The organism is Streptomyces sp. NPDC048671 (assembly GCF_055587045.1).
Map to the genome: position 1 here is coordinate 224273 of NZ_JBVJHB010000004.1, position 25878 is coordinate 250150.

22 protein-coding genes are annotated in these 25878 nt (G+C 71.1%); 5 read left to right on the forward strand and 17 right to left on the reverse strand.

Annotated elements, in window-relative coordinates; all coding sequences use genetic code 11:
* Positions 1-27: 27 nt before the first annotated feature.
* Positions 28-246, reverse strand: a complete 219-nt coding sequence (locus tag ACZ6S6_RS09955) for an MbtH family protein (protein WP_362955353.1) — start codon at positions 244-246, stop codon at positions 28-30.
* 1014 nt (positions 247-1260) lie between these two features.
* Here ACZ6S6_RS09955 and ACZ6S6_RS09960 point away from each other — a divergent pair.
* The 3 genes from ACZ6S6_RS09960 to ACZ6S6_RS09970 all read left to right on the forward strand — a co-directional run bounded on the left by ACZ6S6_RS09960 (position 1261) and on the right by ACZ6S6_RS09970 (position 4110).
* Entirely contained in the window at positions 1261-2145 is an 885-nt protein-coding gene (locus ACZ6S6_RS09960; protein ID WP_469704680.1) for a GH25 family lysozyme, read from the forward strand.
* Positions 2146-2279: 134 nt separating this feature from the next.
* Positions 2280-3422 (forward strand): glycoside hydrolase family 3 N-terminal domain-containing protein, encoded by a 1143-nt coding sequence (locus ACZ6S6_RS09965; protein ID WP_469704682.1) that lies wholly within the window; start codon positions 2280-2282, stop codon positions 3420-3422.
* 97 nt (positions 3423-3519) lie between these two features.
* Positions 3520-4110: a TetR/AcrR family transcriptional regulator gene (locus ACZ6S6_RS09970; protein ID WP_469704683.1), complete on the forward strand. Its 591-nt coding sequence runs from the start codon at positions 3520-3522 to the stop codon at positions 4108-4110.
* Positions 4111-4123: 13 nt separating this feature from the next.
* On the opposite strand, the gene ACZ6S6_RS09975 is transcribed toward ACZ6S6_RS09970, so the two are convergent.
* Entirely contained in the window at positions 4124-5161 is a 1038-nt protein-coding gene (locus ACZ6S6_RS09975) for an SMP-30/gluconolactonase/LRE family protein (RefSeq protein ID WP_469704685.1), read from the reverse strand.
* A gap of 208 nt (positions 5162-5369) precedes the next feature.
* Here ACZ6S6_RS09975 and ACZ6S6_RS09980 point away from each other — a divergent pair, with 208 nt between their 5' ends.
* Positions 5370-7223, forward strand: a complete 1854-nt coding sequence (locus tag ACZ6S6_RS09980; RefSeq protein ID WP_469704687.1) for a flavin-containing monooxygenase — start codon at positions 5370-5372, stop codon at positions 7221-7223.
* Here ACZ6S6_RS09980 and ACZ6S6_RS09985 read toward each other — a convergent pair.
* Entirely contained in the window at positions 7207-10083 is a 2877-nt protein-coding gene (locus tag ACZ6S6_RS09985) for a right-handed parallel beta-helix repeat-containing protein (RefSeq protein ID WP_469704688.1), read from the reverse strand. The two genes, ACZ6S6_RS09980 and ACZ6S6_RS09985, sit on opposite strands and share 17 nt — an antisense overlap.
* A 471-nt stretch (positions 10084-10554) precedes the next feature.
* Between ACZ6S6_RS09985 and ACZ6S6_RS09990 the strand changes: the two genes are divergently transcribed.
* Positions 10555-10779, forward strand: coding sequence for a hypothetical protein (locus ACZ6S6_RS09990; RefSeq protein ID WP_362955335.1), 225 nt, complete (start codon positions 10555-10557; stop codon positions 10777-10779).
* Positions 10780-10833: 54 nt separating this feature from the next.
* Here ACZ6S6_RS09990 and ACZ6S6_RS09995 read toward each other — a convergent pair whose 3' ends face one another.
* The 14 genes from ACZ6S6_RS09995 to ACZ6S6_RS10060 form a co-directional block, all read right to left on the reverse strand.
* A complete protein-coding gene (locus ACZ6S6_RS09995; RefSeq protein WP_469704999.1) occupies positions 10834-12858 on the reverse strand; it encodes a prolyl oligopeptidase family serine peptidase in 2025 nt (674 codons plus the stop codon).
* 49 nt (positions 12859-12907) lie between these two features.
* A complete protein-coding gene (gene manD / locus ACZ6S6_RS10000) occupies positions 12908-14122 on the reverse strand; it encodes a D-mannonate dehydratase ManD (protein ID WP_362955332.1) in 1215 nt (404 codons plus the stop codon).
* A gap of 100 nt (positions 14123-14222) precedes the next feature.
* Positions 14223-15098, reverse strand: coding sequence for a carbohydrate ABC transporter permease (locus ACZ6S6_RS10005; protein ID WP_469704690.1), 876 nt, complete (start codon positions 15096-15098; stop codon positions 14223-14225).
* Complete coding sequence (locus ACZ6S6_RS10010; protein WP_362955326.1) at positions 15095-16057, reverse strand: carbohydrate ABC transporter permease; 963 nt, start codon at positions 16055-16057, stop codon at positions 15095-15097. Before ACZ6S6_RS10010 ends, ACZ6S6_RS10005 begins: the two co-directional genes overlap by 4 nt.
* Positions 16057-17376 (reverse strand): ABC transporter substrate-binding protein, encoded by a 1320-nt coding sequence (locus ACZ6S6_RS10015; protein WP_362955323.1) that lies wholly within the window; start codon positions 17374-17376, stop codon positions 16057-16059. The genes ACZ6S6_RS10010 and ACZ6S6_RS10015 overlap by 1 nt, the downstream gene beginning before the upstream one ends.
* A gap of 228 nt (positions 17377-17604) precedes the next feature.
* A complete protein-coding gene (locus tag ACZ6S6_RS10020) occupies positions 17605-18429 on the reverse strand; it encodes a FadR/GntR family transcriptional regulator (protein WP_469704691.1) in 825 nt (274 codons plus the stop codon).
* A gap of 135 nt (positions 18430-18564) precedes the next feature.
* Complete coding sequence (locus tag ACZ6S6_RS10025) at positions 18565-18738, reverse strand: hypothetical protein (RefSeq protein WP_362955318.1); 174 nt, start codon at positions 18736-18738, stop codon at positions 18565-18567.
* A 62-nt stretch (positions 18739-18800) separates the two neighbouring features.
* Positions 18801-19568 carry an NADase-type glycan-binding domain-containing protein gene (locus ACZ6S6_RS10030; RefSeq protein ID WP_469704692.1) on the reverse strand — a complete coding sequence of 256 codons (768 nt, stop codon included), beginning with the start codon at positions 19566-19568 and terminating at the stop codon, positions 18801-18803.
* A 337-nt stretch (positions 19569-19905) separates the two neighbouring features.
* Positions 19906-20469 (reverse strand): phage tail protein, encoded by a 564-nt coding sequence (locus tag ACZ6S6_RS10035; protein WP_362955312.1) that lies wholly within the window; start codon positions 20467-20469, stop codon positions 19906-19908.
* Positions 20466-22424, reverse strand: a complete 1959-nt coding sequence (locus ACZ6S6_RS10040; protein WP_469704693.1) for a putative baseplate assembly protein — start codon at positions 22422-22424, stop codon at positions 20466-20468. Before ACZ6S6_RS10040 ends, ACZ6S6_RS10035 begins: the two co-directional genes overlap by 4 nt.
* Entirely contained in the window at positions 22424-22846 is a 423-nt protein-coding gene (locus tag ACZ6S6_RS10045; protein ID WP_362955306.1) for a GPW/gp25 family protein, read from the reverse strand. Before ACZ6S6_RS10045 ends, ACZ6S6_RS10040 begins: the two co-directional genes overlap by 1 nt.
* Entirely contained in the window at positions 22846-23163 is a 318-nt protein-coding gene (locus ACZ6S6_RS10050) for a PAAR domain-containing protein (RefSeq protein WP_362955303.1), read from the reverse strand. The genes ACZ6S6_RS10045 and ACZ6S6_RS10050 overlap by 1 nt, the downstream gene beginning before the upstream one ends.
* A 123-nt stretch (positions 23164-23286) precedes the next feature.
* On the reverse strand, positions 23287-25101 hold the full coding sequence (locus tag ACZ6S6_RS10055) for a VgrG-related protein (protein ID WP_362955300.1): 1815 nt from the start codon (positions 25099-25101) through the stop codon (positions 23287-23289).
* Positions 25098-25820 carry a CIS tube protein gene (locus ACZ6S6_RS10060; RefSeq protein ID WP_362955297.1) on the reverse strand — a complete coding sequence of 241 codons (723 nt, stop codon included), beginning with the start codon at positions 25818-25820 and terminating at the stop codon, positions 25098-25100. Before ACZ6S6_RS10060 ends, ACZ6S6_RS10055 begins: the two co-directional genes overlap by 4 nt.
* Between the last annotated feature and the right edge of the window lie 58 nt (positions 25821-25878).

Sequence of the window (25878 nt, forward strand, 5' to 3'; positions counted from 1 at the left end):
GACGCCTCCGACGGCCCGGACGTCCCCCTATCCGGCGTCGGCCTCCATCAGCCGCACGAGGCTGGCGGGCCGCATGTCGGTCCACGCGGCCTCGATCGCGTCCAGACACTCCTGACGCGACCCTTCCGGGCCACCGACGCGCCAGCCGCCCGGGATATCAATGTGCGCCGGCCACAGCGAGTACTGCCCCTCGCCATTCACCAGCGTCACGAACCGCCCCGACTCGTCATCGAAAGGATTAGCCACGACCGTCCCCCACCTGTTCTCGCACTTTCCACGGCATGTTCATCAGCCTTTTCCGGGCACGCTGCACCGATCAATTCATGCAGCCACCCGCCGGACCGCCCGTCCCCTCACGGTGCGATCTCGACCATGCGGGCGGAGATACGTTACGCCTCGGGATACCGACTTACGCCGATAGCCGAGCCGGAACCCCCCGGCTTCACCCGCTCGCGTCAATCACAATAGAGGACCCTCGTCGGCCGAAGACGCAAATTCAGCCCATTGCTCACGCGTACTCAATGGACCGGCAAGGGCCGCGACCCGCCCGAGACATATGGCGACCCGGCCCCAACAGAAACATTCAGCCATCACATGCCCCTATTGTGCGAGTATCGCTGCGTACGACCCGATCAAATCCGGATAGCCGCTGGCGTACGCCCGCAGACTCTCCGTCATACCCAGATCACACCGCGCTCCCGTGCGCCGGGCACGCGCTCCCGCTCGCGCCCCATCCACCCAGCCAGCCGGCCGACCGAAGGCGGTACCCGTCGCCACCTACACCCTCGCGGCACCCACACTCTCCGCCGCCTCGTCCCGCAGTACGCGCCCAGGCGGTCAACGGCTCCCGGAGCGCCGAGGACACGGTCTCGCGGCCACGCGACACCCACGGCGGCGAATAAGAACGGACCCGACTCACCGGCAGTCGGACCGTCAATTTCTGCTCCACTCACGCCACTTGGAGAAAGTTCCGCCGGGGCCGATCCGTTTCCGCAGCTCACCGGAGTGCAGGGAGGTCTAGACCACTAACGAATCGGAAAACTATTTACCGCATGCACGTTCCTGTGGCTCACTGTGTCGTGTTCGCGTCATGTGGACGCGCGTAGATCCCTCCCGGGGAAGCGTGCGGCCGTCTCCTCCTGACCGGACGCACGCTGGCCTTTCTCTCTGCCGCGCCGTTCCCGCACCGGCGCGCCAGGCTCCACCGCACCACCCCTTCGGCACCACAGAACCCCACCCCCCACAAAGCAGGAGGAATCCATGTTCCCCCGGAGCCTTTCCCGCAAGTCCGTACAGCAAAGACTCACCGTGGCCGGTGTCCTCGGCGTGAGCGCCGCACTGACCCTCAGCCTGATGTCGGGCACCGCCTCCTCGGCGCCGCTGCCGTCCGACAGCGCCGTGCCACTGGGCAAGGGCTACATGGGCGTGGGCTACGTCCAGGACAGCAAGGACTTCAAGCCGGACAGCCGGCAGCTGAACCTCGACCCGACGCCGGACGCGAACCTCCTGGCGAACCCCGTGGGCATGGACGTCTCCGGCTACCAGGGCAGCATCAACTGGAGCTCGGTGCGCGGCGCGGGCATCGAGTTCGCCTGGATGAAGGCGACCGAGGGCACCACGTACAAGGACTCCACGTTCAGCGCCAACTACGTGGGCGCCTACAACGCCGGCGTGATCCGGGGTGCGTACCACTACGCGCGGCCCGACGTGTCCGGTGGCGCGGCGCAGGCCGACTTCTTCGCGAGCAACGGTGGCGCCTGGTCCCGCGACAACCTGACGCTCCCCGGCGTGCTGGACATCGAGGGCACTTGCTACGGCAAGACGGCCGCGGCGATGCAGTCCTGGATCCTCGACTTCTACAACACGTACAAGGCCCGCACCGGCCGCGACGTCGTGATCTACACCAGCGCGAGCTGGTGGAACTCCTGCACCGGCGGCTGGACCGGCATGTCCGCCAAGAGCCCGCTGTGGGTGGCCCACTGGACCTCCGCGGGCAGCCCCAGCATCCCGCAGGGCTTCCCGTTCTGGACCGTCTGGCAGTACACGTCCACCGGCTCGGTGAGCGGGATCTCCGGCAACGTCGACCGCGACCGCTTCAGCGGCGACCGCTCCCGTCTGCTGGCCCTGGCCAACAACACCCCGTGACAGCGGGTCCCGGGGCTCATTGACCCCGGCACGATCGGCACCGCGGGTCGGAGCAGGCCAACCGGTCTGCTCCGGCCCGGAGTTCCGGCCGACGGCCCGGCCGGGTACCACAACAGTTCGCGAAGGAGAAAGCCATGAGCTCGACACCACGGCCCCTCAGCAGGCGCGGCGCTCTGCTCGCCGGAACGGCGGCCCTGGCCGGCGGGCTGGGGCTGGCGGGCCGCACGGACGCGGCCGTGCGCGTTCCCGGCAGGGCGCGCTCCCCCTTGGCCGCCCTGACCCCGGCGCAGCGGGCCGGGCAGCGCGTCATCCACTCCTACTCCGGGCTCACGCCTCCGGCCGGGCTGATGGACGCGATCAGGGAGGGCCGTACCGCCGGGGTGATCTTCTTCGGGGAGAACATAAAGAACCTGAGCCAGATCGACGGAGTCATCCAGGAGATGAACGAGGCGAACGCCTCCGCCCCCGTGAAGGCCCCGCTGCTCCTGATGACCGATCAGGAGGGCGGCATGGTGCGCCGTCTGCCCGGCGAGCCCGTGCTGTCCGCGAAGGATGTCGGTGCCTCCACGGACCCGGAGGGACAGGCGGAGTTCACCGGCAGCGGTGCGGGCATGAACCTCGCGGGCATCGGCATGAACGTCAACCTGGCGCCGGTGCTCGACGTGTACCGCACGGCCGGCGACTTCACCGACCAGTACGAGCGCTCGTACAGCAAGGACCAGGAGGCGGTGAGCACCTGCGGCTCGGCCTTCATCACCGCGCAGCAGGACGCCGGGGTGGCGGCCACCGCCAAGCACTTCCCCGGTCTCGGGGCCGCCTCCGCCGGCCAGAACACCGACCTGGGTCCCGTCACCCTCACCACGTCGGCGTCCACGCTGCGCGGCGTCGACGAGGTGCCGTACCGGGCGGCGATCTCCGCCGGGACCAAGCTCGTCATGCTGTCCTGGGCCGTCTACCCGGCGCTGGACGCCGACCGGCCCGCCGGCCTGTCCGCGACCGTGGTGGGAGAGCTGCGGAACCGGCTCGGGTTCACGGGCGTGACGGTCACCGACGCCCTGGAGGCCGGGGCTCTTCAGGCCTACGGCAGCACGGCGAAGCGCAGCGTGCTGGCCGCCTCGGCCGGCATGGACCTGATCCTGTGCTCGGCCCGCGACGCCGGCCAGGGGACGGAGGCGGTGACCGCGCTGAGCGAGGCGCTGGCGGCCGGCACGCTCGACGGGGCAGCCTTCGACGCGGGCGCCGGGCGCGTCAACGCCCTCCGCGCCGGCCTGTCCTGACCGGCACACCACCCATGCCGGCCGGGCGGCCCCCGCTGTCGGCCCGGCCCGGCCGGCAGCGGGCACGGGGTGCCTGTCCGACCGGTACGCTTCCGGAGTGACGCAGCACTCCGGGCCGGACGAGCGGCGGCCCGCGAACGACGGGCCGAAGGCCGCCGCACGCAACCGGGCCGCTCTGATCACCGCTGCCCGCGAGATCTACGCGGAGCACGGACTGGACGCCGCGCTCTCCGCGATCGCACGCCGGGCCGGGGTGGGGCAGGGCGTTCTGTACCGGCATTTCCCTGACCGCACCGCCCTGGCGGCTGCGGTCCTCGAAGAGAACGTGCGGCAGGTCGAGCAGGCGTCCGCGGCCGAGAACGCGACCCTGGCCGACGTTCTCGGTGTGCTGACGTGGCACCTCACGGAGTCCGCGGCCTTCATCGGTCTCCTGCACGCCGACCGCGCGGGCGACCGCTCCCGCATCGGGGCGCATGCCCTTGCCCTGTCCGAGCGCGTGGAGCGGGTTCTGCGGGGACACCTCCCGGACGGCCACCGGCTGGGTGCCGCGGACGACCTCATGCTCACGGTCGCCATGGTCTCCGGCGCCATCACCGGCCCCACGCCCGAGGAGCGGGGGCGCCGAGCGTTGGCTGCCTGGCGGCTGCTCGGCGTCCAGGTGGGACCGGTCCGGCCCTTCGACGGGTGAGTGCGGGCGGGAGTCAGCCGCCGTTGGACTGCCGGATGCCTTCGGCCAGGGCGTCGAAGGCGTACAGGTACCCGCCGGCGGGCCCGCTGACGGTCATGTACGCCGTGGTGCCACCAGGCGTGATCGCCACGTTCGTCGCCGACTCGAGTCCCGCGGCCGCGGCGCGGGCGGGTATCTCGACGGTCGCCAGCCGCTCACCGTACTTGTCGTACACGACCATCGCGGGCCGGCCGTGGAGAGCCTGGTAGAGGTTGCCGTGTGCGTCCACGGCGATCGAGTCGGTCTGGGCGACCCCGGCGTCGACACGGATCGCGGTGTGCCGGGAAGCCACCCCTCCCTCGCCGTCGAGGCGCAGGTAGGAGATCCGGTTCTGTGTGAGCTCGCTGAACCACAGCCCGCGGTAGTCGGCGTCGAAGGAGATCCCGTTGGTCGAGGCCAGGTCCCCGGCCAGGACGGTGGCCGTCACCCCGTCCCGGTCGATCCGCACCACCCGCCCGAGCGCCTTCCCCTCGGACAGTCCGCGTGAGTCGCTGACGTACAGGTTGCCCGCCTGGTCGAACGCGATGTCGTCGGGATTCATCTGCGCTCCCTCGACCTTGCCGGAGAAGAAGGTCCGCGGATCGCTGCCGTCCGGAGCCAGGCTCACGATCTCCCCGTGGGCGTAGTCGGTCAGGTAGAGCCGTCCGTCGTACGGACTGAACTGTGCCGAGGTGTAGGCCCCCCGGCCGTCGGTGTGGACCGACCGTGACGTCTTCTTCCGGACGTTGACGCGCAGCACCTTGGGCTCGCCGGCGGGTGCGGTGACATCGACGACGAACAGGTCGCCGTCCTCGTTGAAGGTGGGTCCTTCCAGCAGGGTCATCCCGGTCTCCTCATGCACCCGCGTCAGCCGCATGACCTGGTGGGCGTGGATCGTCCGGCCCGTACCGGTGGAGGGCGTCCGGTCAGCGGAGTCGCCGGGATCGCCGGTGTCCGTACCGCATCCGGTCAGGGCCAGCATGCCGATCGTCGCGAGCACGGCAAGGGGCCGGATCGGGGGTCGTCGTCGCATGGGAAATCGCTCTTCCTGTCCGTTGTGCGCGGGTGCCGTCCGCCGGGCGCGGGACGCGCGTGGACCCGTCCGGAGCGCTGACGCGCCCTGGCCGAAAGTCATCGCACCCCCCGCACTCCAACCGGACAGCACTGTCCGGTAGTTGTTACCGTAACGGACGGCCGCTCACACCTGGGCGGCCCGACAGGCAGGATCGAGAGGCCCCCACATGACAACCCCTCACGCGCCGGCTCCCGACGAACTCGCCGCACTGAGGCGGCGGTACCGCCTTGAACGCGAGCGGCGGGTACGGCCGGACGGTGCCCGCCAGTACCGGTCCACCGACGCCGAGTTCGGCTACTACGCCGCCGATCCGTACGCGGAGGAGCCGGCCGGACGTGAACCGCTGCACGACACCGTCGACGTCGCCGTGGTCGGCGGTGGATTCGGCGGCATCCTCGCCGGGGCGCGGCTGCGGCAGCGGGGTGCCGAGCGTGTGCGGATCGTCGAGAAGGGCGGTGACTTCGGGGGCACCTGGTACTGGAACCGGTACCCGGGCATCCACTGCGACATCGAGTCGCACGTGTACCTGCCGATGCTCGACGAGACCGGGTACGTACCGGAATGGAAGTACTCCCCCGGCGAGGAGATCCGCCGCCACGCGGTGCGCATGGCCGAGAGGTCCGGCCTCCGCCCGGACGCCCTGTTCTCCACCGCGGTGACTTCTCTGACGTGGGACGAGGCCTGCGAGACGTGGATCGTGGCCACCGACCGCGGCGACGCGTTCCGGGCCACGTACGTCGTCACCGCCACCGGCACCCTCTCCGAGCCGAAGCTCCCCGGGATACCCGGCATCGAGGACTTCGCGGGCCACACGTTCCACACCTCGCGGTGGGACTACGCCTACACGGGCGGCACCCCGGACGGCGGGATGACCGGCCTGGCCCGGAAGCGGGTGGGCATCGTCGGCACCGGGGCCACCGGCGTCCAGGTGATCCCGATGCTGGCCGAGGACGCCGGGCACGTCTACGTCTTCCAGCGCACCCCCTCCACCGTGGACGTGCGCGCCAACCGCCGCACCACGGCCCGGGACGTCGGCGCCGACCGCGACGGCTGGGCACGCGAACGCCGGGACAACTATCTCCGGATCGTCTCCGGCGAGGCGGCCGAGCAGGATCTGGTGGCGGACAGCTGGACCCACTCGGCGGGCCTCCTGGAGAAACTCCTGCCGAGCTTCCGACGCCAGGGCGACCGGCAGGCCTTCGAAGCCGCCTACGAGGCCGCCGACGCGGCCAAGATGAACGAGCTCCGTGGCCGTGTCGAGCGAACCGTCACCGACCCCGACACGGCGGAGCGGCTCAAGCCCTGGTACCGGTACGCCTGTAAGCGCCCCACCTTCTCCGACAAGTACTATCCGGCGTTCAACCGCGGCAACGTCACCCTGGTCGACACCGCGGACACCCACGGCATCGAGCGGATCACCGAACACGGGGTCGTGGTCGGGGACACCGCGTACGAACTCGACTGCCTGATCTTCGCCACGGGGTTCTCCGTCGGAACCTCCGGAATCCACTCCGGCAGACTCCCCGTCCACGGGCGGGGCGGAACCCAACTGCTGGACGCCTGGGCACAGCAGGGCCCGCGTACCCTGCACGGCCTCACCAGCAACGGCTTCCCGAACCTGATCCAGATGGGTTCACTGCAGAACGCCAGCAGCGTCAACTACACACACATCCTCGACGAGCAGGCAGGCCACGCCGCCGCCCTCGTCGCCGCAGCCGAGGCGGAGGGCGCCCTCATCGAACCGTCCCGCGAGGCCGAGAGCGCCTGGATCGCCGAACTCGGCGCGGACGCCCCCGACCACGAGTGGTTCCACGCCGAGTGCACCCCCGGCTACTACAACCGCGAAGGACGCGGCCGGCCGAACGGGCCCACCGCCTATCCCCACGGCGCGTTCGCCTTCCACGCGCTGCTGGAGCGCTGGCGCGAGGAGCGCATCGGCGGGATCCTCCGGCCGAGGACCGTGCGGGCGCGGGGATATGCGGGCGGACAGGACGGCCGGAGCGTCAGCTCCGCACGGTGAAGCCGTCCACGATCATGTACTGCCCGGTCCTCATCGTTCCGGTGAGGGTGTGCACCCCGGCCGGGAGGCCGCTGACCGAGTAGAGCGTCCGCTGGTACTGGCGGGAGTCGCTGGTGGCGTCGACCGTCTCCCGGTGGACCCCGTCGACGGCGATGTCGATCGTTCCCTCGTCCGCGTTCAGCTCGGTGAGGAAGTCCGCTCCGGTGCCGTTGAAGGTGATGGTGAAGGAATCACCGATGGTGGTGGTGGCGTCGATGTCGTTCTGGAACGAGTTCTGGCCGCCGGCCGCGGCACCGCGCCAACCCCAGCCGGTCCCGGTGTACGTCACGCCCGCGGTGTTGTTGTACTCCTGTGGCCCGGTGGGCTTGACGAGGCTGACGGTGGTGGCGGCCTGCGCGCGCCAGACGCCCAGGGTGACGGTGCTGCCGGGGGCGAGTTTGTTGTAGACGGCCCAGAAGCTGCCGCGGTCCGTCACACCGGTCCCGTTCACGGACCGGATCACGTCGAGAGGGCGCAGTCCCTGCCCGTAGGCGTACGAGGTGGACGGGACGCCCTGGAGGTAGAGCCCGTCGAAGTCACCGAGCCCGACGGCCGACTGGGTGGCCTTGTCGTAGACCTGACGGGCGGTGGCGCCCATCAGCGGTTCGGGCTGGGTCTCGATCACGGCGTCGGGCTCCGGGGCGGCAGGCCATTCGACCGCGGGGGGTGTCGCCTCCCCCTTCCTTCCGGTGCCGAACCGGTTCATCGGGAAGCTGACGAATCCCAGGGCCCTGGCGGGTGAGTCCGCGGCCGGCGTGTAGTCCGTCATACCGGGCGAGTCCCACGGCGATCCCCCGGCGAACCGCGGGTCCGCGGTCACCGAGTGGGTGTCCAGAGCGCCGGCGCTCCAGACGCCGGGCAGGGCGACGGGCCCGCCGTTGGCCCAGAACAGGTTTCTGTCCGCGGTGTACTTGGCGGCGGCGGGATCGCTGCCGGTGAGCGAGTAGGGCGAGTCCGCCAGGATGATGTTCCTGCCGATGGTGTCGCCGTTGTCGCGGTGCGAGATCTGCTCGTAGACGGAGCCGCCCACGAGGATGTTGTTCGTGACGGTCCGTTTGAATCCGTCGCGCAGCTTGATGCCCGCGCCCAGCAGCAGGTTGTTCTTCACAACGTAGTTGCTCGACCCGTCGTCCAGGTCGACCGCCCACTCGCTGTTGTGCCGGATCCGGTTGTTGCTGATGGTGATCGGCCTGACGACGTCGAGCAGCGAGTAGCTCTTCTGCAGGGCGTCGGACTCCGCGCTGGGGTTGATGCTGGGCCCGGCGATGGGCCAGTACCTGTCCCGGCCCCAGGCGTTGACCGGCCCGTGGTCCGAAGTCTCCTTCACGCAGTCGAAGATGTCGTTGTACTGGATCCGGTGCCCGCCCCAGGTGCCGTCGTTGACGTTGACGCAGGACCGCGGGCTGCCGTGGATGGTGTTGTGGGCGACGGTGACCCGGCTGCTCATCGAGATGTTGACACCGGCGCTCTGCTTCTCGAACCGGCCCATGTCAGCCATGCTGTTGTGGCTGACGTCGATGTCGCGGGGGTAGTCGTCGGTCCTGGGGCCGGGGGTCAGGTCGGTGGGCGGATCGACCATGTGCGCCCAGGTGGAGGGGTTGCGCACGGCGTGGGTGGAGCCCACCACCTGTACGTCGCTCGCACCGGATCCGGTGAAGGTGTTCCCGGTGACGGCGTCGCCCTTGTTGTAGCCGTCGATGAAGACACCGTTGCCGCCGACCTGGGCGAAGGTGGAGCGGGAGACGGTGATGTTCCTGGCGTTCTTGAGGTGGACGGCCCCGGCCCGCGCCACCGCCCAGTCGCCGAGTTGCAGTGGCTCGTACGGAGTGTCGAAGAGGGTCCGGTGCGTCGCGGTGTAGGTGAATCCGTCGAAGGTGAGGTCATGGACGGGACGGGAGGCGGATGCGCCCTCGACCCGGACGAGTTCGTCCAGTTCGGCGGTGTCCACCGTGGACTTCGACAGATCGGTGCCGGCCGGCGGGATCATGTACAGCTTCCCGGCGTCCTTGTCGTAGAACCACTCGCCCGGTGTGTCGAGTTCCTCGCGCACGCCCTCCGCGACGACGTGCGCGGTGTCCACGTCGCCGCCCCGGTTGTTGTCGCCGACCCACTTCAGCTTGAGGCCGGACTCGTCGCGCCCGGTGATCGTGTAGTCGTTGCCTCCCCAGTGGGAGGAGTGCAGGCCGCGGATGTCTCCGGTGGACGGGTTCTTCCACTGCGCGGAGCGGGTGTTGAGGGTGGCCATGGTGGTCGAGCCGTTGAGCACGGCCGCGTCCGGGTCGAAGTCGGGGTAGCGGGCGAGCACCTGCCGGGCGCCGCCGACGAACAGCCCGTCGATCTTCCGGTGCGCGCCGATGTCCGCCACCCGGATCGCGCTGTTGTGCCGGTCGGTCTTCCAGGTGGCCGTCACCCTGCGGCCGCCGCTGAGCACGGCTCGCTCTCCGGGGTAGGAGGAGTAGGTCACCGGGGCGGACGCGCTGCCCGAGTCCGCGGCGCTGAACTTCATGGTGGCGGCGAGGTGGTAGGTGCCGCCGCGGACCCGCACATGGACCGGGTGGCCCGCCCTGGACGCCTTCCGCGCGGCGGCCTGCGCGGCCGCCAGGGTGAGCAGGGGTTGACGGGTGGAGTGCCCGGAGTTCCGGTCGCTGCCGGACGCCGATACGTAGATGTCCCTGCCCGAGGGGGCGTGGGCCGCCACCGCGGTGCCCGCGGTGAGCGCGGGCGCCACGCCCACGGCCATCGCGATGAGGACCGCCGCCGTCGCGAGCCGCCGTTTCCGGGCGGCTCTGCTTCCTGGTCTGCCGTCTGAGCTGCGGTGCACGTCTGACTCCCTGACATGGATAGGGGCGAACCGTCCAGGTGATACGTCTACCGCGACAAGCTTTCATCGGATGTATCGATGAATTCGCGATCGGGCGGAACTCTGCTACCCACGTCCTTGGAGTGTCAAGAGATCCGGCAAAATGCGGTCAGTTGCAGCACGTTCAGCTGATGCCGGGCACCCGGGCACGCTGTTCCGCATGAGATCTTCGATCTACGCCCGCCATTTAGTTGTCCGATGTATCAGGAGGAGGCAGGAGGAGAACGGTCATGCCGACCTCACCCTTCCGCGCCATGACACACGCAGAGGGTCATGGCCGGCTCCGGGTCTGAGTGAAGCTGTTGTTCACCGGCATCGGGCTGCGCACCGACGGCACCGCGTTTCGTGATCCGGGTGCCAGTGCCAGTGCCAGTGCCAGTGCCCGCGTCCGGTCCGGATGCGGGCACCAGAGGTCCGGGCCACGCTGGAGGTATGGCTTCACCTCCGATCGTGATCCACCGGCCGGCACCGTCCGGCGCCCGACTCGTCACCGTGCACATCGCCGGCCGCGAAGAAAGGCTCGGCCTCGCCCACAGCGACCACGACGTCATCGTGTTCCTCGCCGACGCCGGAATGGCGGACCCCGAGCGAGCCCTCGACACCCCGTCCCTCATCGAGTGGGAGGGCGCCCCCGCCCACGAGTACCCGGCTTCCTGACAGCGTCGAGCGGGGCCGGGGTTCTTGCCGGTAATACCCTCGGCCCCCGCACGGTCAGCCGGCGGCCGGCCGGACCGGTGGAGACAGGTGCTGCCACAGGAAGGTGTGCGTCAGAGCCTTGTTGTGGGCGGCCTGCTCGTTGTCGCCGGCGCCCGCGTGGCCGCCGCCGGTGTTCTCGTGGAGCAGGACCGGGTGGCCGAGTTCGCGCAGCCGTGCCGCCGCCTTGCGGGCGTGGCCGGGGTGGACCCGGTCGTCACGGGTGGAGGTCGTCAGGAGCACCGGCGGGTAGACCCGGTCCGCGGTGAGCTGGTGGTAGGGCGAGAGCGCGCGGAGGTGGGGACGGTCGGCCTCGTTGTCCGGGTTGCCGTACTCGGCGGTCCATGACGCGCCGGCGAGCAGCTCGTGGAAGCGGAGCATGTCCAGCAGCGGCACCTGAGCGACGATCGCGCCGAACAGCTGCGGATACCGGGTGAGCATCGCGCCCATGAGCAGCCCGCCGTTACTGCCCCCCGCGGCACCCAGCATGGCCGGGGTGGTGATGCCCCGCGCGACGAGGTCAGCGGCGACGGCCGCGAAGTCCTCGAAGGCTCGTGGCCGGTCCGCGCCGAGGGCGGACCGGTGCCAGTCCGGTCCGTACTCGCCGCCGCCCCGGATGTTCGCGATCACGTAGGTGCCGCCGCGTTCCAGCCAGGCCCGGCCCGTCAACGCGCCGTAGAAGGGGGTCAGGGAGACCTCGAAGCCGCCGTACCCGTAGAGCAGGGCTGGACCGGGGGCGGAACGGTCGGGGCCGATCACGAAGTACGGCACCCGCGTGCCGTCATCGGAGGTCGCGAAGAACTGCTCCGCCGTCAGACCCGCGGTGTCGAAGCGGGCCGGGGCCTGCTTGAGGATCTCCGAGCCGGCGCCGATCTCCCCCTGGTACAGGGTGGAGGGCTGGAGGAACCCCGACACGTCCAGGACGTACTCGTCGGAGATGTCCGGGTCCGTGTCGACGACGCTGACGGCGGACAGCGCCGGAACGTCCGTGAGCGGTTCGCGGGCCCACCCACCGCCGGGGGCCGGGGTGAGCACCTCGATGCGGGTGCTGACGTCGCGCATCGTCTCCAGGATCAGGTGGTGGCGGGTCCAGGAGTGCCCGGCCAGGGCCGTCCGCTCGTCCGGGGTGAACAGCGCCTCCGCGCTGCGGTCGCCCGCCAGGAAGGCGTCGAAGCCGAACGCCAGCAGGGAGCCCGCCCGGTGCCCGAGCCATGCGGACTTCAGGCTCACGATCAGATGCTCGCGATGGGCGTAGGCGTCGGCGTCGTCCGGAACGTCGATCCTGACGAGGGAGTCGTCGGGGGTCAGCAGGTGCGTCTCGCTGTGGTGGAAGTCCAGCGACCTGAAGACGAAGTCCCGTTCGTAGCCAGGTGTGCTGTCGTGCCAGGCCCCGGCCGACACGTCCTGCGTCCGGCCCTCGAACACCGGGGTGGCCTCCTCCTGCGGCGTGCCACGGCGCCACCTGCGGACGGTCCGCGGATAGCCGGAATCGGTCAGCGAGCCCGGCCCGAAGTCGGTGCCGACGAAGACGGTGTCGGCGTCGATCCACCCGATCTGCGTCTTCGCCTCCGCCACCCGGAAGCCGCCCTCGACGAAGGCCCGGGTGGCGAGGTCGAACTCACGGACGACGACGGCGTCGCCGCCGTCGCGCGACAGGCACACCAGCGCCCGGTCGTACTCGGGATGGCGCACCCGCGCGCCGGCCCACACCCACTTCTCGCCCTCCTCGGCGGCGAGTGCGTCGACGTCGAGGACGACCTCCCACTCGGGGGCGTCCTTGCGGTACTGCTCCGGCGTCGTACGCCGCCACACCCCACGCGCATGCGTGGCGTCCCGCCAGAAGTTGTAGAGGAACGCTCCGCGGCGGACGGTGTACGGGATGCGGTCCGAGGCGTCCAGCACCTCCCGCAGACGCTCCTTCAGGGAGGCGAACCCCGCGTCGGCGGCCAGCGCGGCCGCCGTCTCGGCGTTCCGCTCGGCCACCCACGCGAGCGCGGCCTCACCCTCGACGTCTTCCAGCCACAGGTACGGGTCGTTTTCGATCACACACCGAATTGTGCAGGTCAGGGACGAGCGGCGGGACCACGCCCCCTCACCAGTCGTGGACGGTCCCGTCGTGGAGGCGGTTGACCGGCAGGTACGCCGGGGCGTACGGGTGGGCCGCCGCCAGCTCCTCGTCCAGCTCCACCCCGATCCCGGGGGCCTCGCCCGGGTGCAGGTGGCCGTCCGTGAAGGTGTAGGAGTGCCGGAACACTTCCCCGGTGAGGGGGGTGTGGCCCGAGTACTCCTGGATGCCGAAGTTGTGGACGGCCAGGTCGAGGTGGACGGCGGCGGCCATCCCGACCGGGGAGATGTCCTCCGGTCCGTGCACGGCGCTCTTGATCTGGTACTGGGCTGCGAAGTCGAAGAGCTTGCGCAGCGGGGTGACACCGCCGAAGTGGGTGACCGCGGACCGCACGTAGTCGATCAGCTGCTCGGTGATCAGTGTCTGGTAGTCGTACACCGTGTTGAAGACCTCGCCGACGGCCAGCGGCGTGGTGGTGTTGCGGCGCACCAGGCGCAGTGCCTCCTGGTTCTCGGCGGGTGTGCAGTCCTCCAGCCAGAAGGGACGGTAGGGCTCCAGGTCCTTGCCGAGCCGGGCGGCCTGGATTGGGGTGAGCCGGTGGTGGGCGTCGTGCAGGAGCGGCAGTTCGGCGCCGAACTCTGCGCGTACCGCGTCGAAGACGCCCGGCACGTGGCGCAGGTAGGCCTCGGTGTCCCAGTCCTCCACCAGGGGGCGTGCCTGCTGGTGCAGGACCGGCGCGCCCGCCTCGTCGGTGTCGGACACCCCGTAGACGGCCTTGAGACCGGGGATGCCGGACTGGATGCGGACGGCAGGGTAGCCCTCGGCGAGCCTGGCCCGTACGGAGTCGAGGAGTTCGGGGATGTCCCGGCCGTTGGCGTGGCCGTAGGTGCGGACGCGTTCGCGGCTGGCGCCGCCCAGGAGCTGGTAGAGCGGGAGGCCGGCGGCCTTGGCCTTGATGTCCCACAGCGCCACGTCGACGGCGGCGATGGCGGCCATCGTCACCGGGCCACGCCGCCAGTACGCGCCCCGGTACAGCGACTGCCAGGTGTCCTCGATCCGGTGCGGGTCGAGGCCGGTGAGCAGGGGTGCGACGTGGTCGGTGAGGTAGCTGACCACGGCGAGTTCCCTGCCGTTCAGGGTGGCGTCGCCGAGGCCGGTGAGGCCCTCGTCGGTCGTCAGTTTCAGGGTGACGAAGTTGCGGCCGGGGCTGGTGACGACGACCTTCGCGTCGACGATCTTCATGCGTGTGTTCTCTTTCCGGGTGTCGGGGGTGCGGGGGTGTGGGGGTCAGCCCTGGGCCGGTGCGGAAGCGGTGCTCCGGCTGCCGCCGGGCGGCGGCTTCTCAGCCCTTGGTGGCGCCGGAGGTCAGCCCGGCGACCAGGTATTTCTGTCCGAGGACGGCGGCCAGTACGACGGGCACGGTGATGAGGGTGGCGGCTGCCATCAGTCCGCCCCAGTCGGTGCTCGCGTAGGAGATGAAGTTGAACAGGGTGACCGGCACGGTCTGGGTCCGGTCGTCGGCGAAGACCAGCGCGAACATGAAGTTGTTCCAGCTGAAGACGAAGGCCAGCAGTGAGGCGGTCGCGGTGCCCGGCGCCGCCAGCGGCAGCGAGATGCGCCAGAAGGCGCCGAACGCGCTCAGTCCGTCGGTGCGGGCGGCCTCCTCCAGTTCGACCGGCAGCCCCGCGAAGAAGCTGATCATGATCCACATGATCAGCGGGACGGAGACGAACATGTGGCTCAGCACCAGCACGGTGTAGGAGCCGACGAGGCCCATCCGCGCGAACAGGTAGTACCAGGGGACGAGCAGCGAGATCGCCGGGACGATGCGCGCGACGAGGATCAGGGAGCCGGTGCGGTGCATGTTGAACCGGCCCACCGCCCAGGCCGCCGGTACGGCGATGACGGCGGAGAGGACCGTCGACACCACTCCGACCAGCAGCGAGTTGCCCATCGAGCGCACGATCTGCCCGGCCTCGACGATGCTGCGGAAGTTGTCCAGGGTGGGCCTGAACCACAGGCCCACCGACGGGTCGGTGACCTGCACATTGGTTTTGAAGGCCGCGGCGAACATCCACACGAGCGGCAGCGCGAAGACGAGCGTCACGATCGTGATGGCGGTGCCGCGCAGCCAGGCCCCGGTCCGGCGCCCGCGGGCCCGCGGGGCGGGGTGCGGGGCGGCCGGCGGACGGGCGGCACGGGAGACGGTGGCACTCATGCGTTCTTCCTTCCGCCACGACGGCGCAGCAGCACCACGACGCCGATGATGAAGAGCGTGAACAGGACCAGGACGGCGGCGGCCAGCCCGTACTCCTGGTAGTCGAAGGTGAGCCCGTAGGCGTAGACGTTGAGGGTTTCCACCTCGAAGTCCGAACCGCCGCCGGCGCCCTTGGTGGCGTAGAGGATGTCGAAGGTCTTCAGCGCGTCGACGGCGCGCAGCACCAGCGCGGTGGCGAGCGTCGGCCCGAGCATGGGCAGGATGACGTGCCGGAACCGCTGCCAGCTGTTCGCCCCGTCGACCAGGGCGGCCTCCTCGGGCTCCTCGGGCAGTGTCGTCAGCCCGGCGAGCAGCAGCAGCGTCATCATCGGCGTCCACTGCCACACGTCGATGAGCATCAGGGTCGGCAGCGACTGGCTGACCGAGCCGAGGAACTCCTGCCGGGGCAGGCCGACGGCGGCGAGCAGGTGGTTGGCTATGCCGTTGGTGGGGTCGAGGATCAGCAGCCACAGGATGCCGATCGCGACGGGTGTGGCGAGCAGCGGGACGATCAGGACGGTGCGCACCCAGCGCATCCCGCGGAACGGCTTGCGCATCAGCATCGCCAGGGCGAGCCCGAGCACCGTCTCCAGCACCACCGCACCGACGGTGAAGACCAGGGTGCGGCGGGCGGCCGGCCAGAACCTGCGGGTGTCGCCCAGCGCGTCGGCGAAGTTGCGCAGGCCGATGTGGGCCTTGTCGGCGTTCACCGCGCCGAAGGCGTCGGTCAGGCTGAGGTCGAGCGTGAAGGCCAGCGGGAAGACGATCATCAGGCCCACGAAGAGCAGTGCCGGAGCGAGCATCGTCCACTTCAGCCGCCGGTTGGCCTGCTCGAAGGTGCGCGGCCGGCGTTCGCGGGGCGGCTTCGCTTCCGGCGGGCGGAGAGCGGTGCGGGCGGTGGAGACCTCGGTGGTGGACATCAGGACTCCTTGTGGCGGTTGTCGCGTACGAGGAACTCGGCGAACTCCGCGTCCGCGTCGCGCACGACGGGCGGTACGGACTCGCCGAGGATGCCCGCGACCAGTGGGCGGCCGACGATGTCGCGGGCCCGGCCGACCTGGAGGACCTGGGGCCGGTCGTAGCCGCGGCCGCGCTCGGCGTTGATCCGCATGGCCTCGGCGAGGTCCGGCGGGAAGGAGGCCAGCGTCTTGGGGTCGGACCAGACCGAGGAGCGGGCGCCGGGTATGCCGTCCGACTGGAGGGCGGCCGACATCTCGGGACCCGCGGCCCACCTGATGAACTCCCAGGCGTCGTCGCGCAGCAGGGAGTAGGTGTTGATGCCGAGGCTCCAGGAGGGGATGTTGTGCGGCTTCGCACCGGCCGGCCCGGCCGGGAACGGTGCGAAGCCGACGCTCTCGCGCACCCTGGACACCTTGGGGTCGAGGAAGCTGCTGTAGATCGCGTCGGCGTCGATGTAGAACGCCGCCTTGCCCTGCGCGAAGATCGGCATCGCCTGCTCGAGGCTCATGTTGGTCGCCCCGGGCGGCCCGGCCTTGGCCAGCAGGCGGCCGTAGTACTCGTACGCGGCCAGGGCCTCGGGACTGCCGATGCCGGACTTCCCGTCCACGACGAAGTCACCGCCGTGCGAGTAGAGGAAGCTCGACCACTGGGACACGGCGCCGCTGCGCTGGCCGCGGCCGACGTAGCCGTAGAAGCCCTGCTTGCGCCTGGTGAGTTCCTGTGCGGCGTCCATCAGCGCGTCCAGGGTGCGCGGCGGTCCGCCGAGGTCCTCGACCAGGTCCTTGCGGTAGTAGAGCGCGGGGCGTTCGGTGACCACCGGGACGCTCAGCACCCTGCCCGCGGTCACGGACGCCTCGCGCGGGGCCTGCTGGAAGTCCGGCCAGTCGAACTCCGCGTCGTCCGTGACCCGGTCGCTGAGGTCGGCGAGCCAGCCGTTGTGGCCGAAGACCAGCTGTTCCTGGAGCGCGCGGACCATCATCACGTCCACGTCGGTGCCGGAGGCGTTCAGCTTGACGTTGTAGCTGCTCGAAAGCTGGTCGGCGGTGAGCAGGGTCATCGAGACCCGTCGCCCGATCCGCTCCTCGAACTCCTTGGTGCGGCGCCGGATCGCCTGGGACCACACGTGGTTGATCGCCATGATCCGCAGCGGGGTGTTGGCCGAGGGCTTTCCGCCCCCGGCCGAACAGGCGCTCAGCGCCCCCGCCCCGGCGGCCCCCGCGACCCCTGCCGCCAGCCTCCCGAAGGCGCGCCGGCTCAGGAGCTGGCTGCTCGTGGACATCCTTGTCCTCGTCTCTCTGCGGTGTCGTGCGGAGTCTCGTGGTGCCGGGGCGGTGCGCGTCGTCTCCCGGCCCGCACCGCCCCGACCCATCTGGTCCAACTGGTAGGACCAGTTGGTTCAGACGGGACCGTAACAGCAGAAGAGGCATGTCGACCAGCCCCTGAAGGAAGACGATCCCCGCAGGGGGGCTCGGTGAGGAAGAGTCCGGCGCGGGGAAGCGCTGCCGGGCTATTCGCCCGTCCGGTTCCCGCCCCGGCGGCCCTCGGCCTGGCCGAGCAGGGTCTCGATGTGGTTGCGTGCCATGGTGTCGACCTGCAGATCGAGATCCGCCCCGTAGGTACGCAGCCCCAGCAGCAGGTGCTCCCGCATCCGCGCGCAGGCGAGGTCCACGTCCCGTGCCTCGACCGCCTCGAAGATCTCCGGGTGGTGCGGCACACCTGCCTCACCGATCGATGGATCGGAGTTCGAGCGGAGCATCATCTCGAACATCATCCCGCTGATCGAGGACAGCATGATCCGCAGGACCGGGTTCTTGCTCGCCACCGCGATGGCGTCGTGGAAGTCCATGTCGGCCTGGGCCTTGACGACGACATCGGTCGCCGCCTCCAGGGCGTCCCGTGCGGACCGCAGGACCGCGATGTCCTCGTCCGTCGCCCGCTGGGTCGCCAGCCGGACCGTCTCGACCTCCAGCGGGATCCGCGCCTCGATGAGCTGCCGCACGGTGGGGCGGCCCGCCCGGTACAGCGCGTCGTACCCCCTGGCCTGCCCGGAGGTCTGCTCGCGGACGAAGGAACCCCGCCCCGGGGCGACTTCGATCAGGTGCTGGGCCTCCAGCCGCCGCAGCACCTCGCGCACGACGTTCCTGCTGGAGCCGAACTGAGCGGCGAGCTCGCGCTCCGAGGGAAGCTTCGACCCGACGGCGATCTCGCCGGACCTGATGTCGTGTTCCAGCTGACGGGCGATGCGCTCCGTCAGCAGTCCGCGCCGGGCGGGGTCCGCGACCGGGCCCGGCCGCTCGGAACCTGACGGGGGGGAGGGGGCGGACGGCTGCATGCTCGCAGCGTACAGGCCGGTCACGGCCGGTACGTGCCCCCGGGCACGGGGGCACCGAACAGGTGGCGAAGGCCCCGGACCGGCAGGTCCGGGGCCCGCTCGTACGTCAGCCGGACATGGCGAGAGGTTCGTCGCTCACTCGACGATGTCTATGTCGAGCTGCCCGATCTTGGTCTGACGGTTGTTGACCGTGGCGACGATCAGGCTCTTTCCGTTCAGGTCCTTCGTCTTCTGAACGAGCTCGCGAAGGTCTTCGAGGGTGAGTTCCTTGCCGGACTTGGGCGTCAGGTGAGTGGTCACAGGTGACATGCCCCCCATCATCCCGATCATCAAGCGGCCTGTCACGAGATCGTTTCGAGGTCGCGGCCGAATCAGCTCCGCTGGAAGAACTCCACCTCCGCCAGGGCCAGGTGACGGCCCTTGGTCAGGCCCGTGGGCGAGCTCAGGACCAGGCGTACCGTCTTCACGTCGCTGATCCCGGTGGGGACCGGCTGCGAGCCCGGTTTGTCGCTGAGGGTGACCTGCTTCGTGTGCTTCTCGCCGTCCTCCGTCGTCACCTCCACGTCGATCCGGAGTGCGCGTGCCTCACGGGCGTAGCCCTCCGGAGACTTCGACGCCCCGTTGGTGATGAGCAGGTCGACCAGCCGGAACGGCTTGCTGAAGGTGTACGTCACCGAGGCCTCCGGCCCGGGTGCGCCCCAGTAGCGGTTGTTCAGCCCGTCCGTGGTGTTCTTCGCCGGGTGCCGGGGGATCTCGGCGCTGGCGGCGATGGCGACCGGGGTCACAGCCTTGGGCTCGCCCATCTTGTCCCGGGTGTCCTCGATCAGGGCGCGGCCGGCCGGCAGCAGCAGGAAGCCTCCCGCGCACAGGGCCAGCAGCACGGCCAGGATCACCAGGCCCCGTACCACCCGGCCCGAACTCGCCCGCGCCCGGCGGCGGCGGAACGGCCACACGGTCCGCCACCACGGCAGCGGGGCGGGCTTCGCGGTGGGGTTCAGCGCAGCCGCGCAGCGCCGGCAGAACCGCCGGTCCGGCAGATTGGGCGTGTCGCAGGCCGGGCAGGGCACCCCCGCCGCCTCTTCCCGCACCGCCGCGGACCGCACGACGGGGCGCGGGGCCACCGGCTTCGCTGGGAGCACGGGCAGCACGGGGTCCGGTACGGACGCCTCGGGGGCGGGTGAGGCCGGGATCCGCGGTGGCCGCTCCGCCGGCCCGGGTTCTACGCGTCCGGGCCCGGGATCGGCGCGTCCGGGCCCGGACCGGGCGGGAGGCGACGAGTGCGCGGGGGGCGCGGCGGGTGCTGAGGGGGGCGCCGCGGTGGTGTCCCGCCGGGTGGGTTCGGGTGGGGCCGGAGCGGGCGAGGGTGTGCTCGGGTCCGGTGTGGTGTCCGACCACCCCAAGTACGCGCCGCAGTTGCCGCAGAAGTCGTCCGCTGAACCGTTGGACGCCCCGCACGTGGGACACGCGCGCACGGCGTCACCTCCCTTCATCGGCGGGTGGGCCGGGCAGGACCTCCACCCGGCAGACGGTGTGCACCGGGCACATGGCCCGGACGATCTCGTTGACCCGGTCCGCGTCCACCGCCGCCTCGCGGCCCGGCCACACCCGGACCAGGATCCCGGTGGCGGGCCGCGGTGGCAGGTCGGCGCCCGCGGTACGCGACCACACCGCACCGCCGTCCCCCGTCACCTCGGCATGCACGCCGAGCCCGAGCCGTAACCCCTCGACCAGGCCACGCCCGGTGCCGCGCCAGCGGTGCAGCTCCACCGCGTGGACGACCGCCTCCCGGCGCAGTTCCACGGGCCACCGCGGGTCGTCGCCGGCGCCCACCCAGGTGGCCAGCCAGGCCAGGAAGTCGGCCGGGGTCACCCGGGGGTCGAAGTAGGCGGGCAGGTTGTCGAGGGTCGCGAACACCGGGGCGAGCACGGTGTCGAGACCGGCGGTAAACCGCTGCGCGAAGTCGTCGTCGGCGTACAGGGCGGGCAGTTGGCCCCCGATCGGGTACCTGCTGGGCAGGCCGGGTACGGCGGCGCGGCTCATCCCCGTACCTCCGGTTCGATCGCGGTGACGACCACCTGGTGCTGGTACGAGAAGACCAGCGCGCCCGCGGCCACGTCGATGCGGTCCGACGGCGCGCCCCGGCGGCCCGTCGTCGGGTCGGCGGCGAACAGCCGGATCTCCTCCACGAGCGCGTTGCCGGTGGCGCGTTGCAGCACGCCGAACACCTCGCCGTACTGCACCGGCCGCCCGAACGGCCACCCCGTGCCGTCCGGACCGCCGTGCAGCGGGTTGAGGAGCCGGAACAGCGCGGCGAGTGCGGCGTCGCGCACCCGGTCGGTGTCGCCCGGCGCCGCCGCGAGCCGGGCCACGACGGTGACGCCCTGGTAGACCGGCGGCTCCACCACGAGGCGGGTGCCGATCAGCCGTCGCTCGTCGAGGCTCGCGGTGATCGCCTGGAGCACCTGGTCCGAGGGGATCAGCTGCTCGAAGCGGAGCCGGTCGCCCTCGTCGGCCACCGCGTCCGGCACCACCAGGACCCGCACCGCGCCCGCACCGTCCCCCGCGGGCAGACAGCGGACCCGGCGCACCGAGGGCGCCGCCCGGCGGCTGATGATCTCGTAGTCCTCGGCGGTCACCGCGCGCTCCTGCATCCGCAACGCATCCGGCGCCCGGAGCTTGGCGTTGGCGACGGTCTCACCGGCGACCCCGCCGCGCGCCGCCTCCCGGTTGGTGACCCGCGCCACGTACGGCACGGAACTGCGCAGCACGGAGATCACCGCGCGTGCGACATTGCCCGCCGGGCCTCCGCCGGTGCGGTAGCGGGCCACCCGTATCTGCGCGCCCTTGGCCGGAACGGCGCCGCACTGGCGCAGCGTGCCGTCCGGCTCGCGCAGCACCGGGGGGAAGGTGAACTCGCCGCTGGTGGCGTCCACACGGACGTGCCGGTCGGCGGGTCCGGAGCGGCCGAAGTGCTCGACCACCTCCCAGCGGCGCCACCCCTCGGCCGAGGACACCTCCACCACCGGGGGTTCGCCGTCGAGAAGGACCGGCGGGCGGCCGAGCCGGAACGTCTGTCCCGCGACCCCTTCAGAGGTGCCGAGGGGTACGTCGGTCACCGTCTCGGCGTGCTCGACGTACATGGTGCCGCCCACGGTGAACACCGCCGCCTCGCGCACCGTCGGGGACTCCGAGTAGAACGGCTGGCCCGGCTCCGGCTCGGTGACGCGGCAGCGCAGCCAGCCGGCGCGGGTCCCGCCGATCACCGACGCGGTGTGCCCGGCCGGTACGTACACGATGACCTCGCCGGGACGGTTCAGCCCACCGGTGGTGTCCGTGCCGGTCTCGCACTCCCGCCAGCCGCCGCCGTCCCACGCCTCCCACACCAGCGGGGGCTGGCGCGGGTCCACACCGATGCCCTCCACCCGGCTGTCCACGCGCACCGCGACCACGCAGCGCGGCACCGGCGTCGGCAGACCGAACAGCAGCGCGTCGCCGGGCTCCGGTGTCGCCTGGAAGCAGGGCACGTCGAGGCCCTCGGCGAGGGTCCTGGTCCGGTCGCTCTGCTCACCGGTCCGGGGCGCGGTCACGAGACGGGTCAACTCGCTCGGGATGATGCGGAGTTCGTCCGTGGTCGTGAACACCACGGCCTCCTCGGTCTCGCCGCGCACGGTGGTCACCTCGGTGCCCGCGGGGAGCGCCACCGTTTCGGGCTGCGGGGCCGACAGCCAGAAATCGACCTCGGCCCCGGCGGCGGCCGGCGGGAACAGGCAGATGCCCAACAGGTCGAGGAAGGCGGTGTAGTTCTTGTCCGGGACGCGGTTCAGCCGGTACAGCAGCTGGTCCACGAGGTAGGCGAACGTCTCGATCAGGGTGACGCCCGGGTCGGAGACGTTGTGGTCGGTCCACTCCGGGGCGCGCTGCTGCACGTACCGCTTCGCCTCGTCGACGAGTTGCTGGAACCGCCGGTCGTCCAGGTTGGGGAAGTCCAGAGCCATCAGTCCGCGACCAATTCCTCGGTCTCCTCTTCGGAGGGGATCGTGTAGAAGGGAAAGACCAGGTTGCGCCGGTCGTTGGTGGAACGCACGGTGTAGTGCACGTCGATGTAGAGGGTGCCGTCCTCGACGGCGTCGAAGGCGACCACCACGTCGTCCACCGCGATGCGCGGCTCCCACCGCTCAAGGGCCTCGCGCGTCTGCTGCGCGATGCGTCCGGCGGTGGCGCCGTTGCCGGGGGCGAAGACGTAGTCGTGGATGCCGCAGCCGAACTCGGGGCGCATGGGGCGCTCGCCGGGCGCGGTGCCGAGCACGAGGCGGATCGCCTCCTCGATCTCCTGCGCGCGTTCGACCATGGCGATCCCGCCGGTCGGCCCGACGCGCAGCGGGAAGGCCCAGCCGCGCCCGATGAACCGCTCGCTCATCACATGCCCCCGATCCGGACGTTCTGGGCTCCGGTCAGGATGTTCCCGGAGCACGCCGTGCGGTCGCCCGCGCGTGCGGCCGGCAGCCCTCCGATCAGCACGATGCCCGTGGCGAGCGCGGCCGGGTCGGGCAGGATCACGTTGGCAGGTCCCAGCAGTGCGTGCGGCGGCATCGGGCAGGTGTGGAGGCTGCCCACGACGGCGGCGGGCCGGCCGCCGATCAGCACGCGCATCACCGCGGCGGCGGCGCCGGGCGGCGGGGCGGCGATCACACCGCCGTGGCTGGTGGGGTCGCCGGTACGGGCTGCGGCTGGCATACGGCACTCCTCGCGGAAGGTCCTGGGCCCGGGGGCCGGTCGCGGACTCGGTCGGTGGGGCGGGTTGGACGCGGGCGGCGTGGACGCGGGCCGGGTGGGCAGGGGGCGGGCACGGGCCGTCTCTCAGTTGATCCGGATGAGCCGGGCCTTGAGGACGCCCAGCAGACCGCCGTCGACGGTGACGTCCGAACCGCCGGTGACCTTCACCGAACGGCCGCCGATCCGCACCTCGTCCGTTGCGTCGATGTCCACCTGTCTGCCCCGAACACTCACGTTGCCCAGCTTCGCGTCCAGCGTGATGCCGTCCTTGTCGAGCACGACGGAGGTGAGGGGGCGGCCACGCCCCGCGTACACCGTCAGTTCGATCCGGTTCCGGCGGTCGTCGAGGCGTACTTCGAGACGCTCGTCACCGGTCAGGAGCCGCAGTCCGGACGGGCCCGGCGCCCTCGCGTCCAGAAGCTCCACCCGGTGCCCCGAACGCGACACCACCGAGCGGCGGTTGACCTTTCCGCTGGTCCTGTCGATCAGCGGGACGTCATGGGGCGAGGGCTGGTCGACGCCGTTGTAGAGCCCTCCGATCACGTACGGGCTGTCCAGCAGGCCCTGTTCGAACCCGACCAGCACCTCGTCGTTGACCTCCGCGCTCACCACCCCTCCCCCGCCGACGCCGCCCCACTGCACGGTGCGCACCCAGTCGGTGACGTAACTCTCGTCCAGCCAGGGAAACTTCAGCCGCACGGCACCGCGCTCGGCCCCGTCCGGCTCGCGTACGTCCGTCACCACGCCGATCGCCAGACCCGGCATACGGGGGCCGCGGTCCGGCCCACCGGTCACCAGGCCCGTCAGGGAGCGGTCCGGGCCGGCGCCGACCCAGACCGTCGTCCGGTACCCGTTGTGCGGCTCCAGAACATGCTGCACAGCCGTGGCCGTGTACCGGCCCGAGAACGCCTGCCCGACGTTGCCGAGCGCCACGGGCTTGCCCGCCCGCAGCCGGGGGTTGCCCTCGGCCACCGCCTCCAGTTCCCCGAAGCCCGCGCTGACCTGGGCGGCCGTCGCGTCCGCGACCGCCGTCGTCTCGGCCTGGGTGCGGTACGGGGTGTCCGTGACGGTCACCTTGGCCTGGCCGAACCCGGCACTCACCGCCGGGCTCAGACCCGGCACGGCCGTCTCACTGATCACCGACGGGTTCCGGGCCACCAGCGGCCTCTTCGTGGTGACGTCCCAGCCGCGCACCTCCACCGACGCCGCGCTGTCCGCGGCCGACAGCGAGGCCCGCAGCGCGAGAAGGTTGCGGCCGTACTCCAGCACCATCGGGTTCCGTGTCGCCGAGGTCGACGGCGCGGGCGCGCCGGACGCCTTCTGCGGCCGGGTGAACTGGAGCAGCCCCTTGTCGTCGACGCGCACCTGTGCGCCGCTCTCGCCCGCCAGGTACTGCAGGAAGTCCCAGTCGGACACGTTCGCCTGCGAGAGCTGCTGATAGGTGACCGGTGCGGCCTGCACTGTCCCGCAGGCCAGCCCGGCTCCGGCGGCCACCTTGCGGACGATCGCCGCCGCCGTCATGTTCCGGTACGCCACCACCTTCCGGCCCCGCTGGAGCCGGTGTGCCTTGGAGTACGCGCGCACCACCGTGAAGGAGCCCGTGCCGTCCCGGTCCAGCTCCAGAGCCGTCACCTCACCGTTGAACAGCCGCTCGCGCGCCTGTCCGGAAGCGGTCACCACCGAGACCCGCAGCGGGGTGCCGATGGTGATGCCGGTGGCTTGCAGGAACTCGTGATCGGGGTCGCGGAAGGTGAGAACCGCCGCGTCGGGCAGGCCCACGTTCTCGTCCACCACGCAGCTCACCAGCTGGGCCGCCCAGACCTGTGGGAGCTCGGCGGGCGTCTCCACGACGGGGTCCGCCGTGAACGACCGGCTGCCCTGTGCCTCGGTTGTGCTCACCGCTCCTCCTCACTGCCCGTGTCCCGCAGCGCCGGCACCACCAGTTCGGTGCCGGGCGCGAGCGCCATCGGGTCGTCGATTCCGTTCGCCTCCGCGATGACCCGCCAGGCCGTCGGGTCTCCGTACTCCCGCCAGGCCAGCATGGCGAGACTGTCGCCCGCCACGACGGTGTGGGTACTGCGGGCGGTGCGCGCGCCGGACGTCGGGTTCTGGCCCGCCGGGTCGACGCTCGCCTCCTCGATGGACAGCGAGCAGGTGGCCCGCAGGGGCTTGCCGTCCACGTCGAACAGCGTGTAGCTCACCGACAGGCTGGACAGCACCCCGTCGAACGCGGTCGTCCGCGCGGTGCCCCACTCGAACCGGACCCATGGGCTGGCCGGCTTCTTGCGGCCCAGGCTGGCCGGGGTCGGTACGCACGCCTTCATCAGCTTCTCCACCGCCTGCTCCACGGAGTTGTCGTGGGTGGCGGTGGCGTCCAGGAACACTTCGAGGCTCAGCGTGCGCGGACCGCTGCCGACGAACTCGGGCAGCGCCGACTGCCCGGCCATCCGGGACGGGGAGCGCCGCCACTCGGTGGTCTTGCGCAGCTCCAGAGTGGAGGGGTTGAACTGGAGGTCGAGCTGCGCGACCGTCCCGCCGGGTTTCGCGCCGACCGAGGCCGGGGGCTCCTTCAGGGTCAGCTGGGCTCTGGCCCGGCTGGAGCGCACCGCTGGGGACATGCCTGGGGTTCCTTTCCGGTGCGGTTGTGCGGGCGGGGGGGGACGTGAGCGTGGACGG